The organism is Rhodopirellula islandica (genome assembly GCF_001027925.1).
Taxonomy (GTDB): domain Bacteria; phylum Planctomycetota; class Planctomycetia; order Pirellulales; family Pirellulaceae; genus Rhodopirellula; species Rhodopirellula islandica.
Genome location: NZ_LECT01000006.1, coordinates 295,292 through 314,307 on the forward strand (window position 1 = coordinate 295,292; position 19,016 = coordinate 314,307).

The following is a 19,016-nucleotide window of genomic DNA, read 5'->3' on the forward strand; positions in this document are numbered from 1 at the left end:
TCAAATGATTCGTACCACGTCGTCTCCGGGGCGGAGGCGGAGGTCGTCTTCGGCAGAGGCGAAGTAGGCGTCGATGCCGCGCTCACTCAGCGATCGGTCTTTCGATCCGTCTGTGCTGAGTGCGGCGATCAGATCGTCCTCCAAGGTGGCCACTCGGTTGATGACAGTTTGGGAGGTGTCGGTCCAAACGGCGATCAACCTGTCCGCATCGGTCTTGCCTGGAACGGTGGTCAGCCAATCCATGATGATCAGGTCATCGCCGTCCCCACCATCGAGTTGGTCAGCGCCCAGGCCACCGATCAGAATGTCGTTGCCGGTGCGATCATACAAACGGTCGTTGCCGCGGCCGCCATCGAGGTAGTCGTCTCCGCCGCCACCGGACAGTTTGTCGTCACCGTCTCCGCCGAAGAACCGCACCGGGATGGTTGAGCGACGGTCGCCGTAGAGGTCGTCTTCGCCGTTTCCGCCATAGACCTCGATTCGGCTGAGGTTGTCGTAGGTTGTGATGACGCGTGTCCGTTTCCCCAGACGCAGATCGACTTCGATGCTGTTCGGTTTGCCACGCACCGTGTCCAGTCGGACTTGGTCGTCTTCACCACTGCCGCCGATCACCAGAATGAACAGTCCCGGGTTGTCGGGGTCGGGGATCAATTGGTTTTGTGCGACGACGGTCGTGGTCGATGCGATTCCGCTTCCGTTGACGTCATCGCGAGTTTCGACGGTGATGGTGTAGGTGCCAGGTTCATCGGCGACAAACGTGAAGGACTGGCCCGTGCCAGCATGAACGCCGCGGCCGTCGGAGTCTTTGACTTCCCAGGTGTACTCGGTGGTGGCACCGTCGGGAGCGTCGGTGACATTGGCGCTGAACTGTAGCGTTTGACCGACGACGCCAGCGGAGCCAGCGGTGATCGCAACCGTGCGAGTCGCAGGCGGATCGACGGGCGTCCCGCCTTCGTCACTGGGGGGAAGTCCGCCGGGCGTCCAGGTTTCGGTCGTTGCAGCAGAGGTGGCTGCGTCGAGCAACCACTGCGTCATCTGTGGCGAGGTGGTGGTGAACAATCGCTGACCGAGTTCGTCGCCGTCATCGAGGCTGGGATAGTTGCGACCCTCCTCGCTGACTTGGTTGATTCCGGCGCCGCCGTTGACCAGGTTGCGACCGGTGCCGCCAAGGACCACGTCGTCGCCGTCGTTTCCGTTGACGCGGTCGTCGCCGATGCCGCCCAATAGAATGTCGTCGCCTTCGTCGCCTTGAATGGTGTCCTCGTGGAAATCGAGGCTGATCCCGGAGAGCTCTGGCGATCGCATCAAGAAGGTTTCGTTGACATCGCTTCCTTCGATCGCATAGACGGCCAATCGAAGGTCAACCGAAGTGGATGGTGCATCGATCAAACGGGGGGCAAGGATCGCGGCATGGTCGCCCAGGACGATGTCGTTGCCGGCGTCACCGTCGATGTCATCGTTCCCGATTTCCCAGCGGGCATCGACGTGACCATGACGTGAACCTTGCGAGAGCCGTTCACTGGTTTCGGCAGCTCGGGCGAGACGTCCCTCGGTCGTTTGCACGTTGGTCGGGACTTGGGCGTTGTCCAGGATTGCTAACTGATCGAGCAGCTTCTCCACGTGCTTTTCGAGTTCCAACGTTGCGATCGCATCCGCGGGTGAGTTCAGCACCAATGGCATCACCAGCACGCCATTGTCACCGATCACCATGTCATCGCCGATGCCGCCGCTGATTTCGTCCTGGTCGATGTTTCGATCCATTTCGGCGACGTACGCGATCCGGTTCAGCGGAGTGCGATTGTCAAGCATCTCGTTGATGTCGACGGCACGGGTGGATCGACGCTGCGTCAAACGAGTCTCAGCCGCCGTTGTTTGAGTTTGAAGCTGGACTTCGAGGTCGGCCAACTCTGCGGTCGTGAGGCCCGGGGTCACGATCGTGTCGGGCAAATCGGACAGGTCTCCCGTGATCATCGGTGCCACCACTCGAGCGTCACCACCAACGAGCATGTCGTTGCCGTCGCCGCCGCGAATGTCGTCTTCACCAATGGTGATTTCAAGCGTGTCGACGTAGTCAACATTGCGGCCGGTGATCGCCGGTAGGCTGGGGCGTTGGCTGGCGGCATCGGCCAGCAATGTGTCGATCACACCGATGTGGGCAACGCCGATCAGGGTGCCAGCGTCGGAGGCGACCGTTCGCAGTCCCTCCAGGTAGTCCATCATGGAGGCCGCGTTCTCGGCGATCGCCGCCGCGTCCGACAGTTCACTGTCGCCGGGGATGACGCGAGTCTCGGGCATCTCCATCACCATTTGGTCGCCGACGATCGTGTCGTCGCCGTTGCCGCCATCGATCGTGTCGCCGCCGATGTCGGTGTTGCGACTGGGGATAGGAAGGTTTCGGATCTCGTAGTCCACGACGGCTTGATCGAGCAGCATGTCGTTGAGTCCGACCATCAACCCGGTGATCGAGTTTTGAGTCTCGTCAATCGAGGCTTGCAATGCCGATACGTCCGATTGCAACTCGCTTTGCACGATCATCGAATCGCCTGCGATCACGTCCTGGCCGTCTCCGCCAAAGATGGTGTCCGCCCCGTCGTTGACCGCCGAGCGATCGACCAGCGTCGGCGTGACCAAGATTGACGCGTTGATGAACACGTCGTCTGTGGTTGGGATCGCATCCGAATTGGCGATCTCCGAAAGCGTCGCGTTGACTCCTGAGATCCGGTCCCAACGTGGGGCTTCCGCGAGCCAGTCGCCGGGAACAGCGACCATGTCCGGGACAATCACATGTCCGCCGCTGGGCAAAGACAAGTTGACTCCCGCAAGCGTCGCTGATTCGCTGGCGATCAACCGCAGCGAGTCTGCCATCATGGAAAGGTCACCGATGATCGAGGTGGTGTTGACACCGAAATCACCGATGAGTGTGTCGTTGTCACCACCGCCATCGATCGTGTCGTCGCCGCGACCACCGATCACCAAGTCGTCTCCGTCGCCGCCGAAAATGGTGTCGTTGGAATCGGCCTCAATGTCCATCAAGATCGCGACGTTGCGAGACAATCCGGACAATGGGTCGGTCAGAAGCACGTCGTCAAAAGTTCGCAGTGCGCCGAACAGAATCCGGTCAGCCGCAAGCAATTTGGCCGCCAGTTCCGCAGGAGGGTTTTGCAGCGTGGACGGGTCCATCGGAATGATGTCTGTGACGTGGGCGATTTGCTCGGTCAGCAGATCTCGATGCCAGGATCCGTCGGTGTTCAGTCGCGGGGTACTGTCGTCGTTGAATCCTCGCAGGATTTGACCTTCATCACCGAGGATCAAGTCAACACCAGCGTCACCTGAGATCGTGTCGGCACCCAAGCCGCCGATCAATTCGTCATCCCCTTCGCCGCCATGCATGACATCGTTGCCGCGTTGGCCACGGAGATGGTCCAAGCCCGCGTCGCCATGCAGTTCATCATTTCCACCAATCAGGTCGTCTTGATCGAATGCGAACACGTCCCGCATCACGATCGACTGCATCGGGGCAAGGTAGGTTTGGCGGGAGTCGCGTGTGACACCGCCATAGGTTCGTTGGATCCTTGCGTTGTCACCCAGGATCACATCGTTGTCATCGCCACCGTGAATCAGGTCATCTGCGTCGGCACCGCCCGCAACATTGTGTCCGCCGACCAAGTCATCGTCGCCGGCATCGCCATCGATCGTGTCCGAGCCTTGTCCGCCGTAGACGATGTCATCGTCATCGCCACCAGAAATGACGTCGTTGCCACCGCCATCGGTCGCCGCAACGAATGTGCTGGTGAGTTGAGCACCGAGGGCCTCGGCACGTGTGAACGTTGCGTGATCGCCGAAGATGACATCGAAGCCGCCACCGCCATGGATCGTGTCGCCATCGGTTCCACCGATCAATGTGTCATCATCATCGCCACCGGAAATCGAGTCGCGTCCGCCAACGGTCGGGGCGAGGACTGTCGCGACATCCACGATCCCTGACGCTGTGATTTGGAAATCCAACGATGCGTTGTCGCCGTGGATCAGGTCCATCCCGGCTTCTCCGAACAGTTGATCGCCGGCGGTCCCGCCGAGAATCATATCGTCACCGATCCCACCGTGAATCGTATCCGCGCCGCCGACACCCGAGTCCGTTGTGGTGACGAAATCGATGGTCCCAGGAGCATACGTCGGGGAGGTCGTGTCCAGTTCGTAGTCCATCTGCCCGTTGTCGCCCAGCAGGATATCGTGACCGGTGCGGCCTTCGATCACATCGTTTCCATTTCCACCCAAAGCGATGTCGTCGCCATCGCCGACGTCGATCGTGTCATCGCCACCTTGCATGGGATCGATGGTGCGAATTTGGTTTCGTGATCCCGTTTCGGTCAACGTCATTTGACCGCCGTCGCCGATCACCACATCGACTCCACTTCCCGTTGTGATGGCGTCGTCTTCCGCACCGCCAAAGACCAGGTTGTCACCGGCTCCGGCCAGGATGGTGTCGTCACCGCCGAACGTTGGATCGCTGGTTTGGATGTGCGTCAGCAATCCTGCGTCGAAGGTGGCGGAACCGTGATCGCCCAGCACGGTGTCGTCGTCATCGCCGGTCGTGATGTTGTCACTCGCGGCACCACCGAAGACGATGTTGCTGCCTTCGCCGGCGAGAATTGTGTCGTTTCCGCCGGATTCGGGGGAAGTGGTTTGCAGAGAGGTGAGTGCTCCAGCAACGAAGGTGGCTTCACCGCCATCGCCGAGCAGAATGTCCGCTCCGCCGGTGGTCGTGATGGAGTCACCGCCCTCACCACCAAAGAACAGATTGTCACCGGCTCCGGCCAAGATGGTGTCGTCACCGCCCAGGGTCGGATCGCTGGTTTGGATGCGCGTCAGCAGACCTGCTTCGAAGGTGGCGGAACCGTGATCGCCCAGCACGGTGTCGTCGTCATCGCCGGTCGTGATGTTGTCATTCGCGGCACCACCGAAGACGATGTTGCTGCCTTCGCCGGCCAGGATCGTGTCGTCTCCACCGGATTCAGGGGAAGTGGTTTGCAGAGAGGTGAGTGCTCCCGCAACGAAGGTGGCTTCACCGCCATCGCCGAGCAGAATGTCCGCTCCGCCGGTGGTTGTGATGGAATCGCCGCCTTCCCCGCCGAAGATCAGGTTGTCACCGGTTCCGGCCAAGATGGTGTCGTCACCGCCCAGTGCCGGATCGCTGGTTGCGATGTGCGTCAACAGTCCTGCGTCGAAGGTGGCGGAACCGTGATCGCCCAGCACGGTGTCGTCGTCATCGCCGGTCGTGAGATTGTCACTCGCGGCACCACCGAAGACGATGTTGCTGCCTTCGCCGGCCAGGATCGTGTCGTTTCCGCCGGATTCGGGGGAAGTGGTTTGCAGAGAGGTGAGTGCTCCAGCAACGAAGGTGGCTTCGCCGCCATCGCCGAGCAGAATGTCCGCTCCGCCGGTGGTCGTGATGGAATCGCCGCCTTCGCCACCGAAGACCAGGTTGTCACCGGCTCCGGCCAGGATGGTGTCATCACCGCCGAGGATTGGATCACTGGTTTGGATGTGCGTCAGCAATCCTGCGTCGAAGGTGGCGGAACCGTGGTCGCCCAGCACGGTGTCGTCATCGTCGCCGGTCGTGAGATTGTCACTCGCGGCACCACCGAAGACCAGGTTGTCACCGGCTCCGGCCAGGATGGTGTCATCACCGCCGAGGGTTGGATCGCTGGTTTGGATGTGCGTCAGCAATCCTGCGTCGAAGGTGGCGGAACCGTGGTCGCCCAGCACGGTGTCGGCGTCATCACCGGTTGTGATTTGGTCAGACCCGGCGCCACCGAAGACGATGTTGTTGCCTTCGCCAGCCAGGATTGTGTCGGAGCCACCGAGATCCGGCGACGTGGTTTGAATGTTGATCAACAATCCCGATTCGAAAGTGATCATTCCTGAATCACCCAAGATCAAGTCGTTGCCCGCATTGCCATGAATCATGTCGGCGTCCGCGCCGCCGACCAGCACGTTCATGCCCTGCCCCCCGGTGATCGAATCGGCACCACCCATGGATGGAGCGGTTGATTCGACAGAGAGTATCGACCCGGTGTTCGGATCGTAGGTCACGCGGCCTTCGTCTCCGAGCACCACGTCGATCAGCAAATCGTTCCCGGCATGCAATTGGTCGCCACCGGCACCGCCGAGAATCACGTTGCTTCCGTCGCCCGCAGTGATCATGTCGATCCCACCGATTCCGGAGTCCACCGTTTCGATCGTGGTCAGAGCCATGGGAGAGGTCAGCAGACCATCGGCCCGCGTGTAGACGAGACGTCCGCCGTCGCCGACGATCACGTCGTCACCGGTTTCCGGATCGAACACGAAACTGCCACCGGTTTGATTGATCTGGTCATCGCCGGCTCCACCGAAGATTCGGTCGTTCCCTGATTCACCCGCGATTTCATCGTCGTCGCCAATCATGGGAGAACGAGTTTGCATCGACTGCATGTTGGTCAGGCCAAGCAATGCCAAACCCCGTCGCTCTGGGACGATCCCATCTTGGTTCTGGAACGTCTCGTCGCCGGGTTGGGCTGGGACGATTCCCATCGTGATGTCGGCATGGTCACCAAAGATCAGGTCGTTGCCGAGACCGCCAGTCATGCGGTCGGCGCCCGCCAACGTCATGTCATCGCTCGTCGAAAAATCGCTGGTCGCGTTTGCAACCGCGAAGGCAAGGATCGGATCGTAGACACCGTCCAACATCAAACCCGCGAGATCGAAACGGGTTTTCAAGTTTGCGTTCAGACCCGTGTCACCGATCATCCGGTCATCGCCCGCACCGCCGACGATGACGTCATTCCCCGAGCCACCAAGCAAGAGGTCGTTGCCATTGCCGCCGTTGATTTGGTCGTCACCACGCCCACCGTACGCCACGACCCCGAAGTTGGCCGCACTGATGTCGAACACATCGTTCCCGTGATCGGCGAACGAGTAAGCGTTGCCGTTGCTGATGCCGGACGTGCTCGAATAACGTGTGCCGTCTTGGAATGTATCGCCCAGCAGAATCAACGGCGCATCACCGTCGGGGCTCGCGCCTGAGACGGTGAACGTATCGCCGCCCATCACGCCAGAAGTCTCTCGGTTTCCGCCGCCATGGATGACCGTTGTCGCGCCGACTGCCGTGCCTGTCACATTGATGGTGTCGTTGCCGCTGCCCATTAAGATTTCGACCACTTCCAGACCCTGGTAGGTGATTCCGGCCGTGGACATGCCGATGCCGGTCAACTGAGTTGGCGTGACATTCAATTCGTCGTCCGCTGCCGATCCGTCGTTGAACACGGCCAGTGTGTCGGTCTGCACCGCTTCGTTGGTGAAGTCATTCGTTCCGGTTGCTTCCGTTGCGGTCTCGGTTGGCAACATCACGGCGAGCGTGAGATCATGGGAGTTGCCTGATGAGCCACCGTTGACGATGATCGAACCGGCCATCAGAGAGGTCGTGTGGGGACTCGCTGTGAACGACTTTGTCGGCTGAGATTCTGCAGCGGGTGTGAAGGATTCGTCACCACGAACGAGCACGGTTTGCTCTTCCATCCAGTTCACGGAGGTGAACAACAGGTGAGGCGGTTGATCCGCGCCGAACCAATTCGATCCACCGTCGACGGAGACTTCGGTTTGCCCGTACAGAATCAGCGGCAACTCCACGTCAGCCGTGGGAGCCTTGGTCAACCGCACGGTGTAGCTGTCGATTGTCAAACCATCGCGAGAGACCACGGTTCGTCCATCCGATTCCACGATCAGGGCGTCGGCCGTCGCATTGTCGATCACCGTCACGTCGATGGTCGGAGCGGTGTCCGAGCCAATCACATGGGCAGGGTTGAACGTCGGGTCACTGCTGCTGAATTCATGCGTGATCGTGGAGGTGACCCGTTCTCGGAGATCAACGTCGTCGACGGCGGTGATGAGGACCGTTTGCGGGACGTTCCAGTTCTCTGGCGTGAACGTCAACGTGTCAGCGACCGCGTCGGTGCTGATTTGCCCGTCGTGGTGAAGCAAGACCGTGACATCGGCTGTTGGGCGACTGGTCAATTGAACGGTGTACGAATCGTTGATCCCCGCACCGGATGCCAGGTCGCCTTCCAAAACAGTCGTCCCGCCTTCGGTTTCGCGAAGGATCAGTCCGCCGAGGTCATCGTCGTACACGGTGACGAACAGGTTCTCGATCGGCAACGTGTTGAGGTTGGCGACCCGCTGTTGAACCGTGTTGTTGGTCGAGGTCGTGCGGGCGATCAGAGTATGGTTGATGATCGCTCGGGTTTCACCTTCGGCCACATCGTCGCCGATCGCGCGGGTGTAGATCGTCCGCGGTGTTTTCCAATTCGCGTCGGATCCGGAATCAAACACCAACGTGAGTGCGGTTTGCCAAGTCACTCCGTCGAGCGAAACTTCAATTCCCTTGGCGGGATCACTTTCAGTGCCCTTGGTCTTGCTCGCACCCGCTGCGGAGACGGTCAGGTAGGCTTTCGTGCCGGCGTAATTGGCACGGTCGACGGCCATTCCGATGGTGTAGTTGTCAAACGCCAAACGGGTTGCATTGTCGATCGAGTTGGTCGCGAAGTCGGCGGAGGTGTCATACGCGTTTTCGATCACGGATGATTCGCCACCGGAGTGAACGATCGACACGATGCCGGTCTCTTGCCCGGTGTCGTCGCCCGTGATGGTCACGCCGACGCCACCGATGTGTGCCTGTGCGTAGTCGGTGTCATCCGATTCGACGCCGTGGTTGATGATCGACGAGGCACCGCTGTCGGATCCTGACACGATCGTGTCGGTGACATCGCCACCGATCGAAATGAAATCGCTTCCCAGTCCGCCAACAATGGTGTAGGTCGCACCGGCGCGAGTTCCGAGCACGAAGAACGAGTCATCGCCTTCCAGGCCATCGATCTCGAACGCTTCTTCAACACCATCGAGGTTGATGTTCAGGCCGGCACCATAGATGCCATCGGCCGTGATCACAAAACTATCGTCGCCTTCGGAACCGATCGCCACGACGCGGTCGGTGCCTTCGCCACCGTTGATGCTGACGGGCGCGTTGATGTTGTAGTGAACAAGGTCGTCGCCGTCGCCGCCTTCAACGACGGTTTCACCTTCGATGATGAAGGCCCGAATCACGAACGTGTCATCGCCGGATTCGCCTTCCATCCGCAGCGACGCCTTGTTGCTGTAGACAGAAAACTCATCTTCCCCCGCACCGCCGAAGATCACCATCGGCTTGGAAATGCCATGCGACAAATAGCCCAGCGTGATCTCGGTGGTTGCGATTTCGTCACCGACCATCACACCACTGGGGTAAACCCCATTGACGGCTGACCCCGCCGCGTTTGGGTCACTGCCGAAGACCTGGCCAACCTGGAACACGTCTTCGCCTTCACCGCCATCGATCGTGGTGGCAGTGGAGTTGTCATCAATGAAGAACGAGTCATTGCCAGCGTAGGCATTGATTCGCAGGCGACCATTGATGGTTTCATCCATGTCGACTCGCTCAAAGTTGGCGGTCGGATTGTCGTCGCCGTCCAATTGCAGCAATGCCATGAAGTTTCGCCGCAGCAGCACGGTGTCATCTTCCAATGTCGTGTGGATCGTCAGCGTGTCGTCGCCGTCATCGGGGTTGCCCGAATCGGTGACGCTGACACGTTCGTTGCCGATTTGGTCCAAGCGAATGTCGATCGCGTCAGTGCCGCCACGCATGTCGACGTGATAGCGGTCGGCGTTCAAGTTTTTCAGCCAAACGAAATCTTGATCCGAGCCGCCGTGCAGTCGTGTGACAGGAGCGTCAATGTTTTGACGGATCTCGATTGTGGATCCGGTACCGAGATCAGCATTGCCATGATCCGCTTCAAAAACGACTTCCTCCGAAACGGTGACACTTGCGCCCTCGGAAACGGTCACGTCGTCACCCACCTGGAAGGTGATCGAACCGCTGGCGACATCGATCGACGAAGCCGAATCGAGCAACAGGTTTTCACCGGTCGCGGAGGAATCACGCACGGTCAGGCGAGTGTTGCCGGCGGTGGTGGCGATTGAATCCACGATCAATCCACCGGTGGTTTCGGTGACGAACACTGGAGCACCTGCTTCCATCGACAACCGTCCCTCTGTGGTCGCGGCATTGTGGTGGGTGTCGATTTTCAAGTCATTCGCGTCCGAACCGATGCCAGACCCGGCATTCAAAGTGATGTTCCGACCGGCGACGTTGGTTGCCGTGTCGTTCATCGCGTCGATCAAGTTGGCGTCGGCCCACAGGAGCACGTCGGCGATGTCCGCTGTGATGCGCCCAATGTTCAGGTCACCGCTGACTTCGGCCAAGCGAATGGTCACGTCCGCGGTCGCGTCGACTTGCCCGGCCACGTCGATTTCCAACGGATTGTCGGACGAACCGATTTCTGCTGTCCCGCCCGAGGCGGTCAAGTTCAGGGTGTTGGCAACCACGTTTGCGTCCGCATCGGGAAGTCCGCCGGTGCCGGTTTCGCGGCCGTCGAGAATGTCACCGGTCGCCGTGATGGTCACTGCTGCTGCGGGGGCGTTGACTCGTCCCAGCATCACGTCCATGTCGGAATGAAGTCTCGCCAGCGTGCCGGCAACCGTGACGTCATTCAGATGCAGGTCAACGAGGTTGTTGACGTAGGCGTTGCCACCGATGTTCGCATCGAAATTGCCGGTGATCTTGGATCGCAAGGCTTGCGTGTTGGACGTTAAATCACCCCCCGTCGCAATGGATGCGGTGGGGGCATCCAAGTGGACCATCGTGGGCGATGTGATCGGTGCGCCGATCAAGTTTTCGTTTGCGTCCAGCGTGATTGAATCGTCGGAAGTCAATTCGCTGATGGTCAGGTTTCCAGCGTCGGTGCTGATGCGCATCGCACCGCCAGCGATCCCGGAGATCAGGTTCAAGTCGCCCGACGTCGCCCGCACTCGCATCGCGCCGATGGCCTCCAGTCGTGTTAGACCCGGGGTGACGATTCGGAAGTCGGAATCAAGGTCCACACCACCCATCGTGCTGGCGCTGATGTCCAAGTGACCACCCGCATTGATCGCGAATGACCCGGTTCCCTGATCGATCAGGGATCCCGTCGCGGAAACACGCACGTCGCTGACCGACGAAATCGAATCGACTCCCAAATCGCCGTGGCCGCCGATGGCCACACCTTGAGGTGCACTGGCGATCAGAGAACCAGTCACTTCGACATCAATGTCATCGGTTCGGTGCAGTCGCAAACGCTCGATGATGGTTCGGTCTTCGATCAGATCGCCCGTTGAAACGGTGACCGATGCACCCGCACCGCTGGTCCCGGTCGCGGCGTCAAACGATTCGCTTGTGTTGTGAGCGATCGTGACGAGCTGCCAACGCGACGAGTCGGAGAAATCTTCTCCGGACAGGGTGACGTCTTGGTCCGCAGCGATGAATTCGTACCATCCGTACTCATCGTCAGGCGATTCGACCAACACCGTTTGGTGGGTTTGAATGGCGATCGGATCGGTGTTGTCCGTCGTGTTGAAATCAGGAGTGACAACCGACCAATTCGCGTCGTCGCTGACGAGCGAGGCGAGCTTATCGGGGTCCAGTTGCATGTCCACGCTGGCGGCGCCGGTGTAGCGGTAGATGCGATAGTGGACACCGACAACATCACCGACTCGGGCTGCTTGGATGGCAGTCCTTTCTGAATCGGACAAGGACTCCAAACCGTTCGCCAGATGAATGGTTTGTGGTTGCAGCAACGCACCGATTCGTCCCGACGCGGTCAAGCTGACATCGGTGGCGGAAACATTGAGTGTTTCGTTGTTGGTCGGCGCGGCAGGTGAGATCGTCGAGGCGGCTTCGGGGTACAGGAAGTGCGCCAGCGATGCGGTGATGATGGAATCGGTCGTCGTGGCTTGGAAAACTCGATCGGCGATGATCGACGCTTGGGTGTCGTCGTCCAAACGCTCGATTGTGTCGGGGTTGTAAACAGCTCCGTATGGTTCGCCCGCTTCGGCGGTGACAGCGTACGCCAATCGTTCGAGTTGGATGGCGGTTGGATCGGTGCCAGCGGCAATCGGCAACCGGATGCCTTCGTGGGAGAGGCCGGATCCTGGATCGGGGGCAATGGCCGCATCGTAACGAGTCGGTGCCAATTGAAGCGTGTTCGCTCCGGTCACGACGACGTACAACAGGGAACCGCTGACAATCCCGGTGCCAGTTGCTCCGTCGTTGTTGAATCGAATCAGACTGCCGGAGGCCAGTCCGTGCGGTGCGACGGTGGTGATGGTTCCAGTTGCCGAATCGATCGCTGCGACATGGATGGTTGAGGCAATCGTCGGGACAACCGATTGTGTTTCGATACGAGTCTGCCAGTGATTGTGATAATCCCGAGTCTTGCTCGCTTCGGTTTGACGGATTTGTTCGTGAGCGGCAGCGGTGGCGGCGTCTCCGAACAGTTTTTGACGTGCGTCAATCGCGTCAATTTGTTCGGGAGTCGGCGCCCTATCCGATTCAATGATTCCATCGACAACATCGCCTGAGGCGGCCGTCACGGTCACGTCGCCGGATGTGCTGAGGATCGCAACGACCGAATCGGTGTAGGCGGTCGGCGACACCAGATTCAATCCGCCGGAGATTTCGATGACGTTGATGTCGTCGCTCGCGTAGGCCGACAAGCCAGACGTTGTGTCAACTCTCAACGTGGAATCGCCGCCAACCGAACCATCTCGGGTGCGAAACTGCACATGGTCACCGGTCACGATGGAGGATTCGTTCTCCGCGACCAGCCCACCGGCAACGTTCAGGTACACGTCATCGCCCGCGGTGACGTTGCCGATCGTGATCAACGATGCGTCCGCTGCAGCGGAAGTTTGTCCAATCCCATGGATCGTGATGTCGCCCCCGGCGGTCGTGGTGAGTGGTGAATGACCGGTTTCAATGTGGGCAAAGACATTGCCAACGGTTGCGGTCAGGATTGGTGTTTCCCCGTAGAAACCCGAGGTGCCCGTGGTTTGAATGTTGCCCTGGGTGCTCGTGATCACGACTCCCGAACCTGCGGGGACTTCGACGTCGCCCGAGAAAATCACGTCGCCAACACTGACAATGGAGAGGCTTGGTTTTCCCGCTTGACCGACCGAGGTGATCTCAATCGGACGATCCGCGATCAGGGTGTGTGTGTAGTAGTCCGTCAAACCGCTGATGACGGTGACACGTGAGTGGACGGTCTTTGAACGCAGCCATCCGCCACCGGTGGTCCACTGCTCGACGTGGTGGGACTGGTTGACGTAGTCACTGTCGTAAACGTCGGTGGTGCCGCTGGCCGGTCTGGCGACACTCGTCCAGCGACTGGTGTCGGCGTAGTCTTCTTTTGACAGGTCGATCGATTCGGTAACGCTTCCCGCGAACCGGTAGTAGTCTCCGACAGTGCCGCCCGCATTGTGGTCCGCGATCACCCGAATGATGGTTTGCTCCGGCGAAACGCTGACGTTGCGATCGACTTTTTGTTCATAGGTCAGCGTGTACTGGTCGTCGCCAACATAGTCGGGGAAGTCCGCTTCGTCGGGGCGAACGACGACTTCGGATTGCAGGATGGGTTGGGCATCGCGGAATTCGATCGACTGATAGGAGTAGCCGCTATCCTTTTCCAAGAGGTCGGCAAACGAGTTGTCGCCGAACAGATTGAAGGACTTCTTCTCGTACACACGGACGACGGTTTTCGTTTTCTCTTGGCCTTCGATCCACAGATAAACTTGGCCGCTGGTTGCGCTGGAATACTGGTCCGACGAACCGGGGTAATAGAGTTGGCTAGCGGCCGTCGGGGTCGGCGTGCCAGGGGCGGGCGTGTATTCGATTTGCGGTGGCAGTCCGCCGGCAGGTGTGCTGTTGAGCGTGCCAATCTCGTGCAGTTCCGTCATCCCTGCCGAGGTGGTTTTGTAAGTCGTTCGACGCAGCAGTTCGGAATCGATCAGAACAATTTCGCCGATACGGTCCCGAGTCAAATCGATGCTGTCGAATACGATGTCAAACGGTGATTGGTTGTCGACGTCGAGAGACGCGTAACCGTCCGCAACAACAATCTTGCCGCCGCCGGTCGACAGGATTTGACCTGCCAGGGTGATGTGGCCGCCTTGGGGTTCGAGTTCACGAATGACGATTGAGTTGTTGGCCGCGTCGAAGTAGCCGTTCACCGGGATGGAGGTGGAACTCGTGTCGGATGTGAAAGACAGTCCCGCCAATGGATTGCCGCTGGCATCGATCAACGATTCGGTCGTTCGGCCTGGATTGAAATCAGAATCAATGTTCAGCGTGATGGTGTCGACGCCGGATTGAATCAGCCCGTTGATGTTCAGGTAGCGAGCCGTGACGGAAATGTCCCCTTGGGCAACAATCGCGGATCGGCTTTCGCTGATCGAGGTGGCAAGGTTGTGTCCGTCGGCGTTGACGTCGGAAGTGGTCGCGAAAACGTCGCGTTTTAGATGGCCGTCGGTGTTGAACACCGCGGCCCGCAGCGGTGCGAAGTCAATGTATTGCCGTGGGTCAACGTTGGTGTGCAGGAACGAGGGTGTGTTGAGCGTGAATTGATTTCCCGCCTGAATGATCGTTTCAGCGGAACGGATTTCGCCCGCCACGTTGATGCTGCCGGACGGATTGCTGATTCGGACGGTGCCGTTTTGATTGACTATGTCGCCATTGACGTACAGGTCCTTTTGCAAGCCAGCGGGCAGGTTTTGCAAGCCAAGTTCCGCAGCAGTCGCATCCGGCGGTGTGAATGTGATCGAGATTTCGCCGGTGCCCTGACCGTCGGGCAAACCCTCGGGCAACACCCAATTGACGTAAACATGTCCCGGGGTGAACTGTTTCAGTTCGCCATCGACGACCGCCGTGCGACGGTTGTCCATCACGGTGGTGTCGTTGATGATTGACATCAGCGGCGTGGCGTTGGCGATCGTGATGCTGGCACTGTCCCGGGCGGTCAGGACACCGGCTTGCGTGTTGGTGTTGGCTTCGATGAAAATCGATCCGGGAGCCGCGACGATGCTGGGCATTTCCACAAAGATCGCGTCGACGGATTGTTGGACTGGTTGTTGGGTGATACCCGCTCCCAAATCTTCCGCTGGCAGCAGCAGACCCATCGCGTCGAGTTCATCGTTGATTTGGTCGAGTTGAACTTGGTATCTCGCGATGGCTTCGGCGTTGTTGCTGTGGGACCGCATCCAACTCAGGACGGTGTCGCGTTGCTTCACCAACAGGTTGCCGAGGTTTTCATACGACAACGTTGGCAGTGGCAGTTCAGCGTTCTTGATGACGTAGAACTTGCCTGAGAAATCGTTGCGAAGTTCTTCGGTGTGGTCGCTGTCGTAGGACGGCATGTCGACCTCATCAAGCAGCGAGGGGTCATTGGTCCAATCCGATTGTTCTTGGGCGCTAACTGGCAACCAAGTCAAATTGTCCGAGTAGTTGGCCGTTTCGAGTATGACGGGGATGTTGGTTGCCTGATCCAATCGGTTGCCGGCGGAATCCGAAGGGCTGTAGCGGTAGTACTGGCCATCCACGCCGCCACCATTGGCATCGGCAACGGCTCGAACAATCGTTCCATAGTTCAAGAGAATCGGGATCGCATCGATGGTCAGTTTGGCGAACTCAAAAGGAACGTCCTCAGCGAGGTCCTCTTCGAAACTGAAACGTGTTTTTGCCCAATCCCGATCGGTGTCGGACAGAACGGGCGTCTGATCCGTGGCAAAGTCCAATCGCGTCCCGGCGTCGTGGTTGGTTTTATCCCACTCGACGTTGCCGATGGCCAAAACGGCTTGGTTGTACAAGCCGGCCGTGATCGTCGCTCCGGCATCCACATCGACTTCGCTGGTGCCGTTGATCGTGGTGTCGTTGGCGACCGTGTATCCATAGGGAACCAGAGACAGGCTCATGACCATGCCTTCTGCCTTGCCCGTCACCGGAATGGCCTGCGCCCGATCGGCGATCAACAACACATCGCGATAGCCTTCGATTCTGGATCCGCTGGAAATATCGACGGTGTTGTGCCAGTCAATGGTGACACTTGGGTCGCCGATGGTGATGCTCGGTCGCAACGAGATCGTGGTGACCTCCACGTCGGCGAGGTGGTCGATCAGGTTGGGGACTTGGAAGCTGTCACGGCCTGTTTGCAGGCGGACTTCGGAACCTCGGATCAGGGTGCCGTTGACGTCGATGCGGTTCTGAATGTCACTGGCGGAACTTGCGTTGACACCGCCCGCACTGGCGACCGAGGCAGACAACAGGCTGGCACTGGGCCGCAGCAAAATTTCGCCTTGGGAAGACATCGTGATATCACCGCGACGGTTGATGATCGATGAGTCGCCAAGTGTGATCGCTGCGTCCGTGTTGGAATCGAGGTTGCTCAGCGCGGTGGACACCGCCAGACCCGCGATGGCTTCGAGGTGGATGCTGTCGTAAGCCGTGACCTCGACACCGACATCGATCTTCAAGTCGCCGATCTCCTCTCCGTCGACGATCACGCTCGAGTCGTCGCCGACGGTCACGGTTGCATCCACGCCGTCGGCGTCGGTGCCGATGTCCGTTTGGCTGGTCAAGACCACCAAGTTGCCGAGGGCCGCTGAACCAGAACGTAAATTAGTGCCATCGTTCTGCTTGGTGACCGTGTTCTTGGCCGCGACGCTCAAGTTGGAAGCGGTGATGTTCGCTCGGTCGCCGATGGAAACATTGGCGTCGCCAGTGAGCGTGAGATGCAACCCTGCACCGCTGCCCGCGGCAAGCGCAAAGGTGTAGGCGTCCGCTTCCCCGTCGAGCTTCTGCAGCGACGTCGACGTGACGCTCATCGGTCCCGATTGAATGGTGACGTCATCGCCGATTGAGGCGATGGTTTGTTGATCGCTGGTCAGAATCGTGTTGGCACCGACTCCTGATGCAATGCCAACCCCGCTGGCAATCGCTTCTCCGAGGGCGTCGTTTGCGTTGGTTGCGGCGATGCGAACGCCACCGGCCAGAATGGTGGTCCCGTCGCCGATTCGAGCGGTGACCTCATCGACGTTTTCGCCTCTGCCCAGTTGAGTTTCCGAAACCATGGCACCGATGGCCACGGCACCTGCGGCACCACCACCGGTCGTGCTTCGCGACGTGATGTCGGTGGTCGCAACAATTTCGACGTCCCCCGAGGCACTGATCGTTCCACCGCTGATGTCGGCGTTGACCGCCTGAGCGATTTTTGCCGTGCTGTTGTTTCCGGCCACGCCGAGGTAGAGCGACGCAGAGACGCCGACGCTTTCCGTTCGCTTGATGTCAACGGTGCCGCTGCCATTCACGGTCACGCCGGATGCGTTGATAATCGCGTCCGTGATCGATGCGTCGATCGTTGACAAGGCTTCGTTCGTGACCAGGGCAACGCCCAGTGCGGCACCGAAGGACAGAGCCAAGTCGATGTTCACCGCCGTCGCGTCGAGGGTGGCGTCTTCTTCGGCCTGGACCGACACGTTGCCAAGCACATCCAGTTTGACTTGGCCAAGGATTTTTGCTGTCACATCGTTGTTGATGCTGTTGTGCAAATTCAGTCCACCACCGCTGGCGGAGAACCCACCTGCACTGATGGCCGTCGAAACGCCGGTGACGTTGTCGATCTTCATGTCGCTGGCGTCGGCTGTCACATTGATGTCGCCTCCGGCCACGATTCCAAAGCGAGTGGTCGCGCCCGTGTCGCCGGAGATCCACGATTGGACTTCGTTGCCTACCGTGTTGGTGACGGTGGTCACGGCAACCGCGAGTGCCCCGACCGCATCGGCAATGGAAGCGCCCACTCCAGTCGCCTTGGTCACGGCCACACTCCCCGTGGCGTGAACGTTGACATCTCGTCCAGCGTGAATCGTGCTGTCTTCGATGAAGGCGTGTGTTTGCGAATGGACCTTCGTGGTCGAGGTGGCTCCGGTGGCGGAGACCGCACCGCCGATGGAAACCGCCACCGCGATTGCGCCAGCGGCGCTGGCTGTTTGCAACGTTTCGGAGCTTGTCGCGGTGACGTCCACCGTCCCATCCACATCGATTGCACTGCCCGTGATGGACGCGTAGCTTCCTGGAACGGCGTTGTCATGCACCGAGTCGAGTTGATTGATTGCGATGGCCGCTCCAATCGCACCGCTGCCACTGACGATCCCACCACTCGCAGCGACCGAGGTGCTGACGACGAGTGCGTCGACGGTGCTGGTGTTGGTTGCGTGAACGTTCAAGTCGGCGGACGACACCACGTCGCCACTGGAACTCAACACCGAGGAACCTTGTGTTGACACGAGGCTGTTGTCGACGGTCGCATGGACCGTGTTGCCAATTCCGTTGAACGAGTACGCGCCCGCGCCTACCAAAGCAAGGGAAGCCTCACTGACCGCGGCGCTCACTCCAACTGCGATGGATTGAGACTCAATCTTCGCGTTCGCAGTGGCTTCGACGATGATGTCCCCGGCAAGGCTTTGCTCGGGAGTCAGCGTTTGTCCTTGCAGGCTGGTCGCCGTTGCGGTGTCGTGCCCGGTGGCCAGAATCCCGCCTTGGACGTTTTGAATCGAGGCGTTGACTCGGTTGTGGGACAAATTGATCGCTGCCGACACACCGATGCTGAACGCACCGGATGCTTCCGCGCTGAAGGCGACCGTGATCACAGAGGCATTTGCGACGGTGGAGATTTCGGAATTGTCGTCTGCCGTGATCGATGCCGACACGACATGGATGGAGGGCACAGCGTCCCCCGAGAAACCGCTCAGCAAATCATCGTCCGCGTCCTTGATCACGCGATCTTCTGGGCCACGATAGGCAATCGTGGCGGGAGTTGGGCCGTTGCCGGAGACCTGGGCGGACACATCCATGCCGATCCTGTTGACAACGCCGAGGCCCATGCCTGCCAGACTGACGGCGGCAGAACCGGCAATGCTGGCTGCGCCTCCGTTGGCGAGCGTGACGGCGTGAATATTGGAATCGGATTTGGCATCCACGATCAGCTGACCGTTCGCCACCACGTTGGAATCTTCCACCAGAGCCGACG

1 protein-coding gene (cut by a window edge) is annotated in these 19,016 nt (G+C 59.5%); it reads right to left on the minus strand.

All coding sequences use genetic code 11. The features are described 5' to 3' along the window. Positions 1-19,016, minus strand: the 3' portion of a protein-coding gene (locus tag RISK_RS02625; protein WP_160311392.1) for a PKD domain-containing protein. It continues 8,092 nt past the right edge of the window; only the last 19,016 of its 27,108 coding nucleotides appear in the window; its start codon lies beyond the right edge, outside the window; it ends in the stop codon at positions 1-3.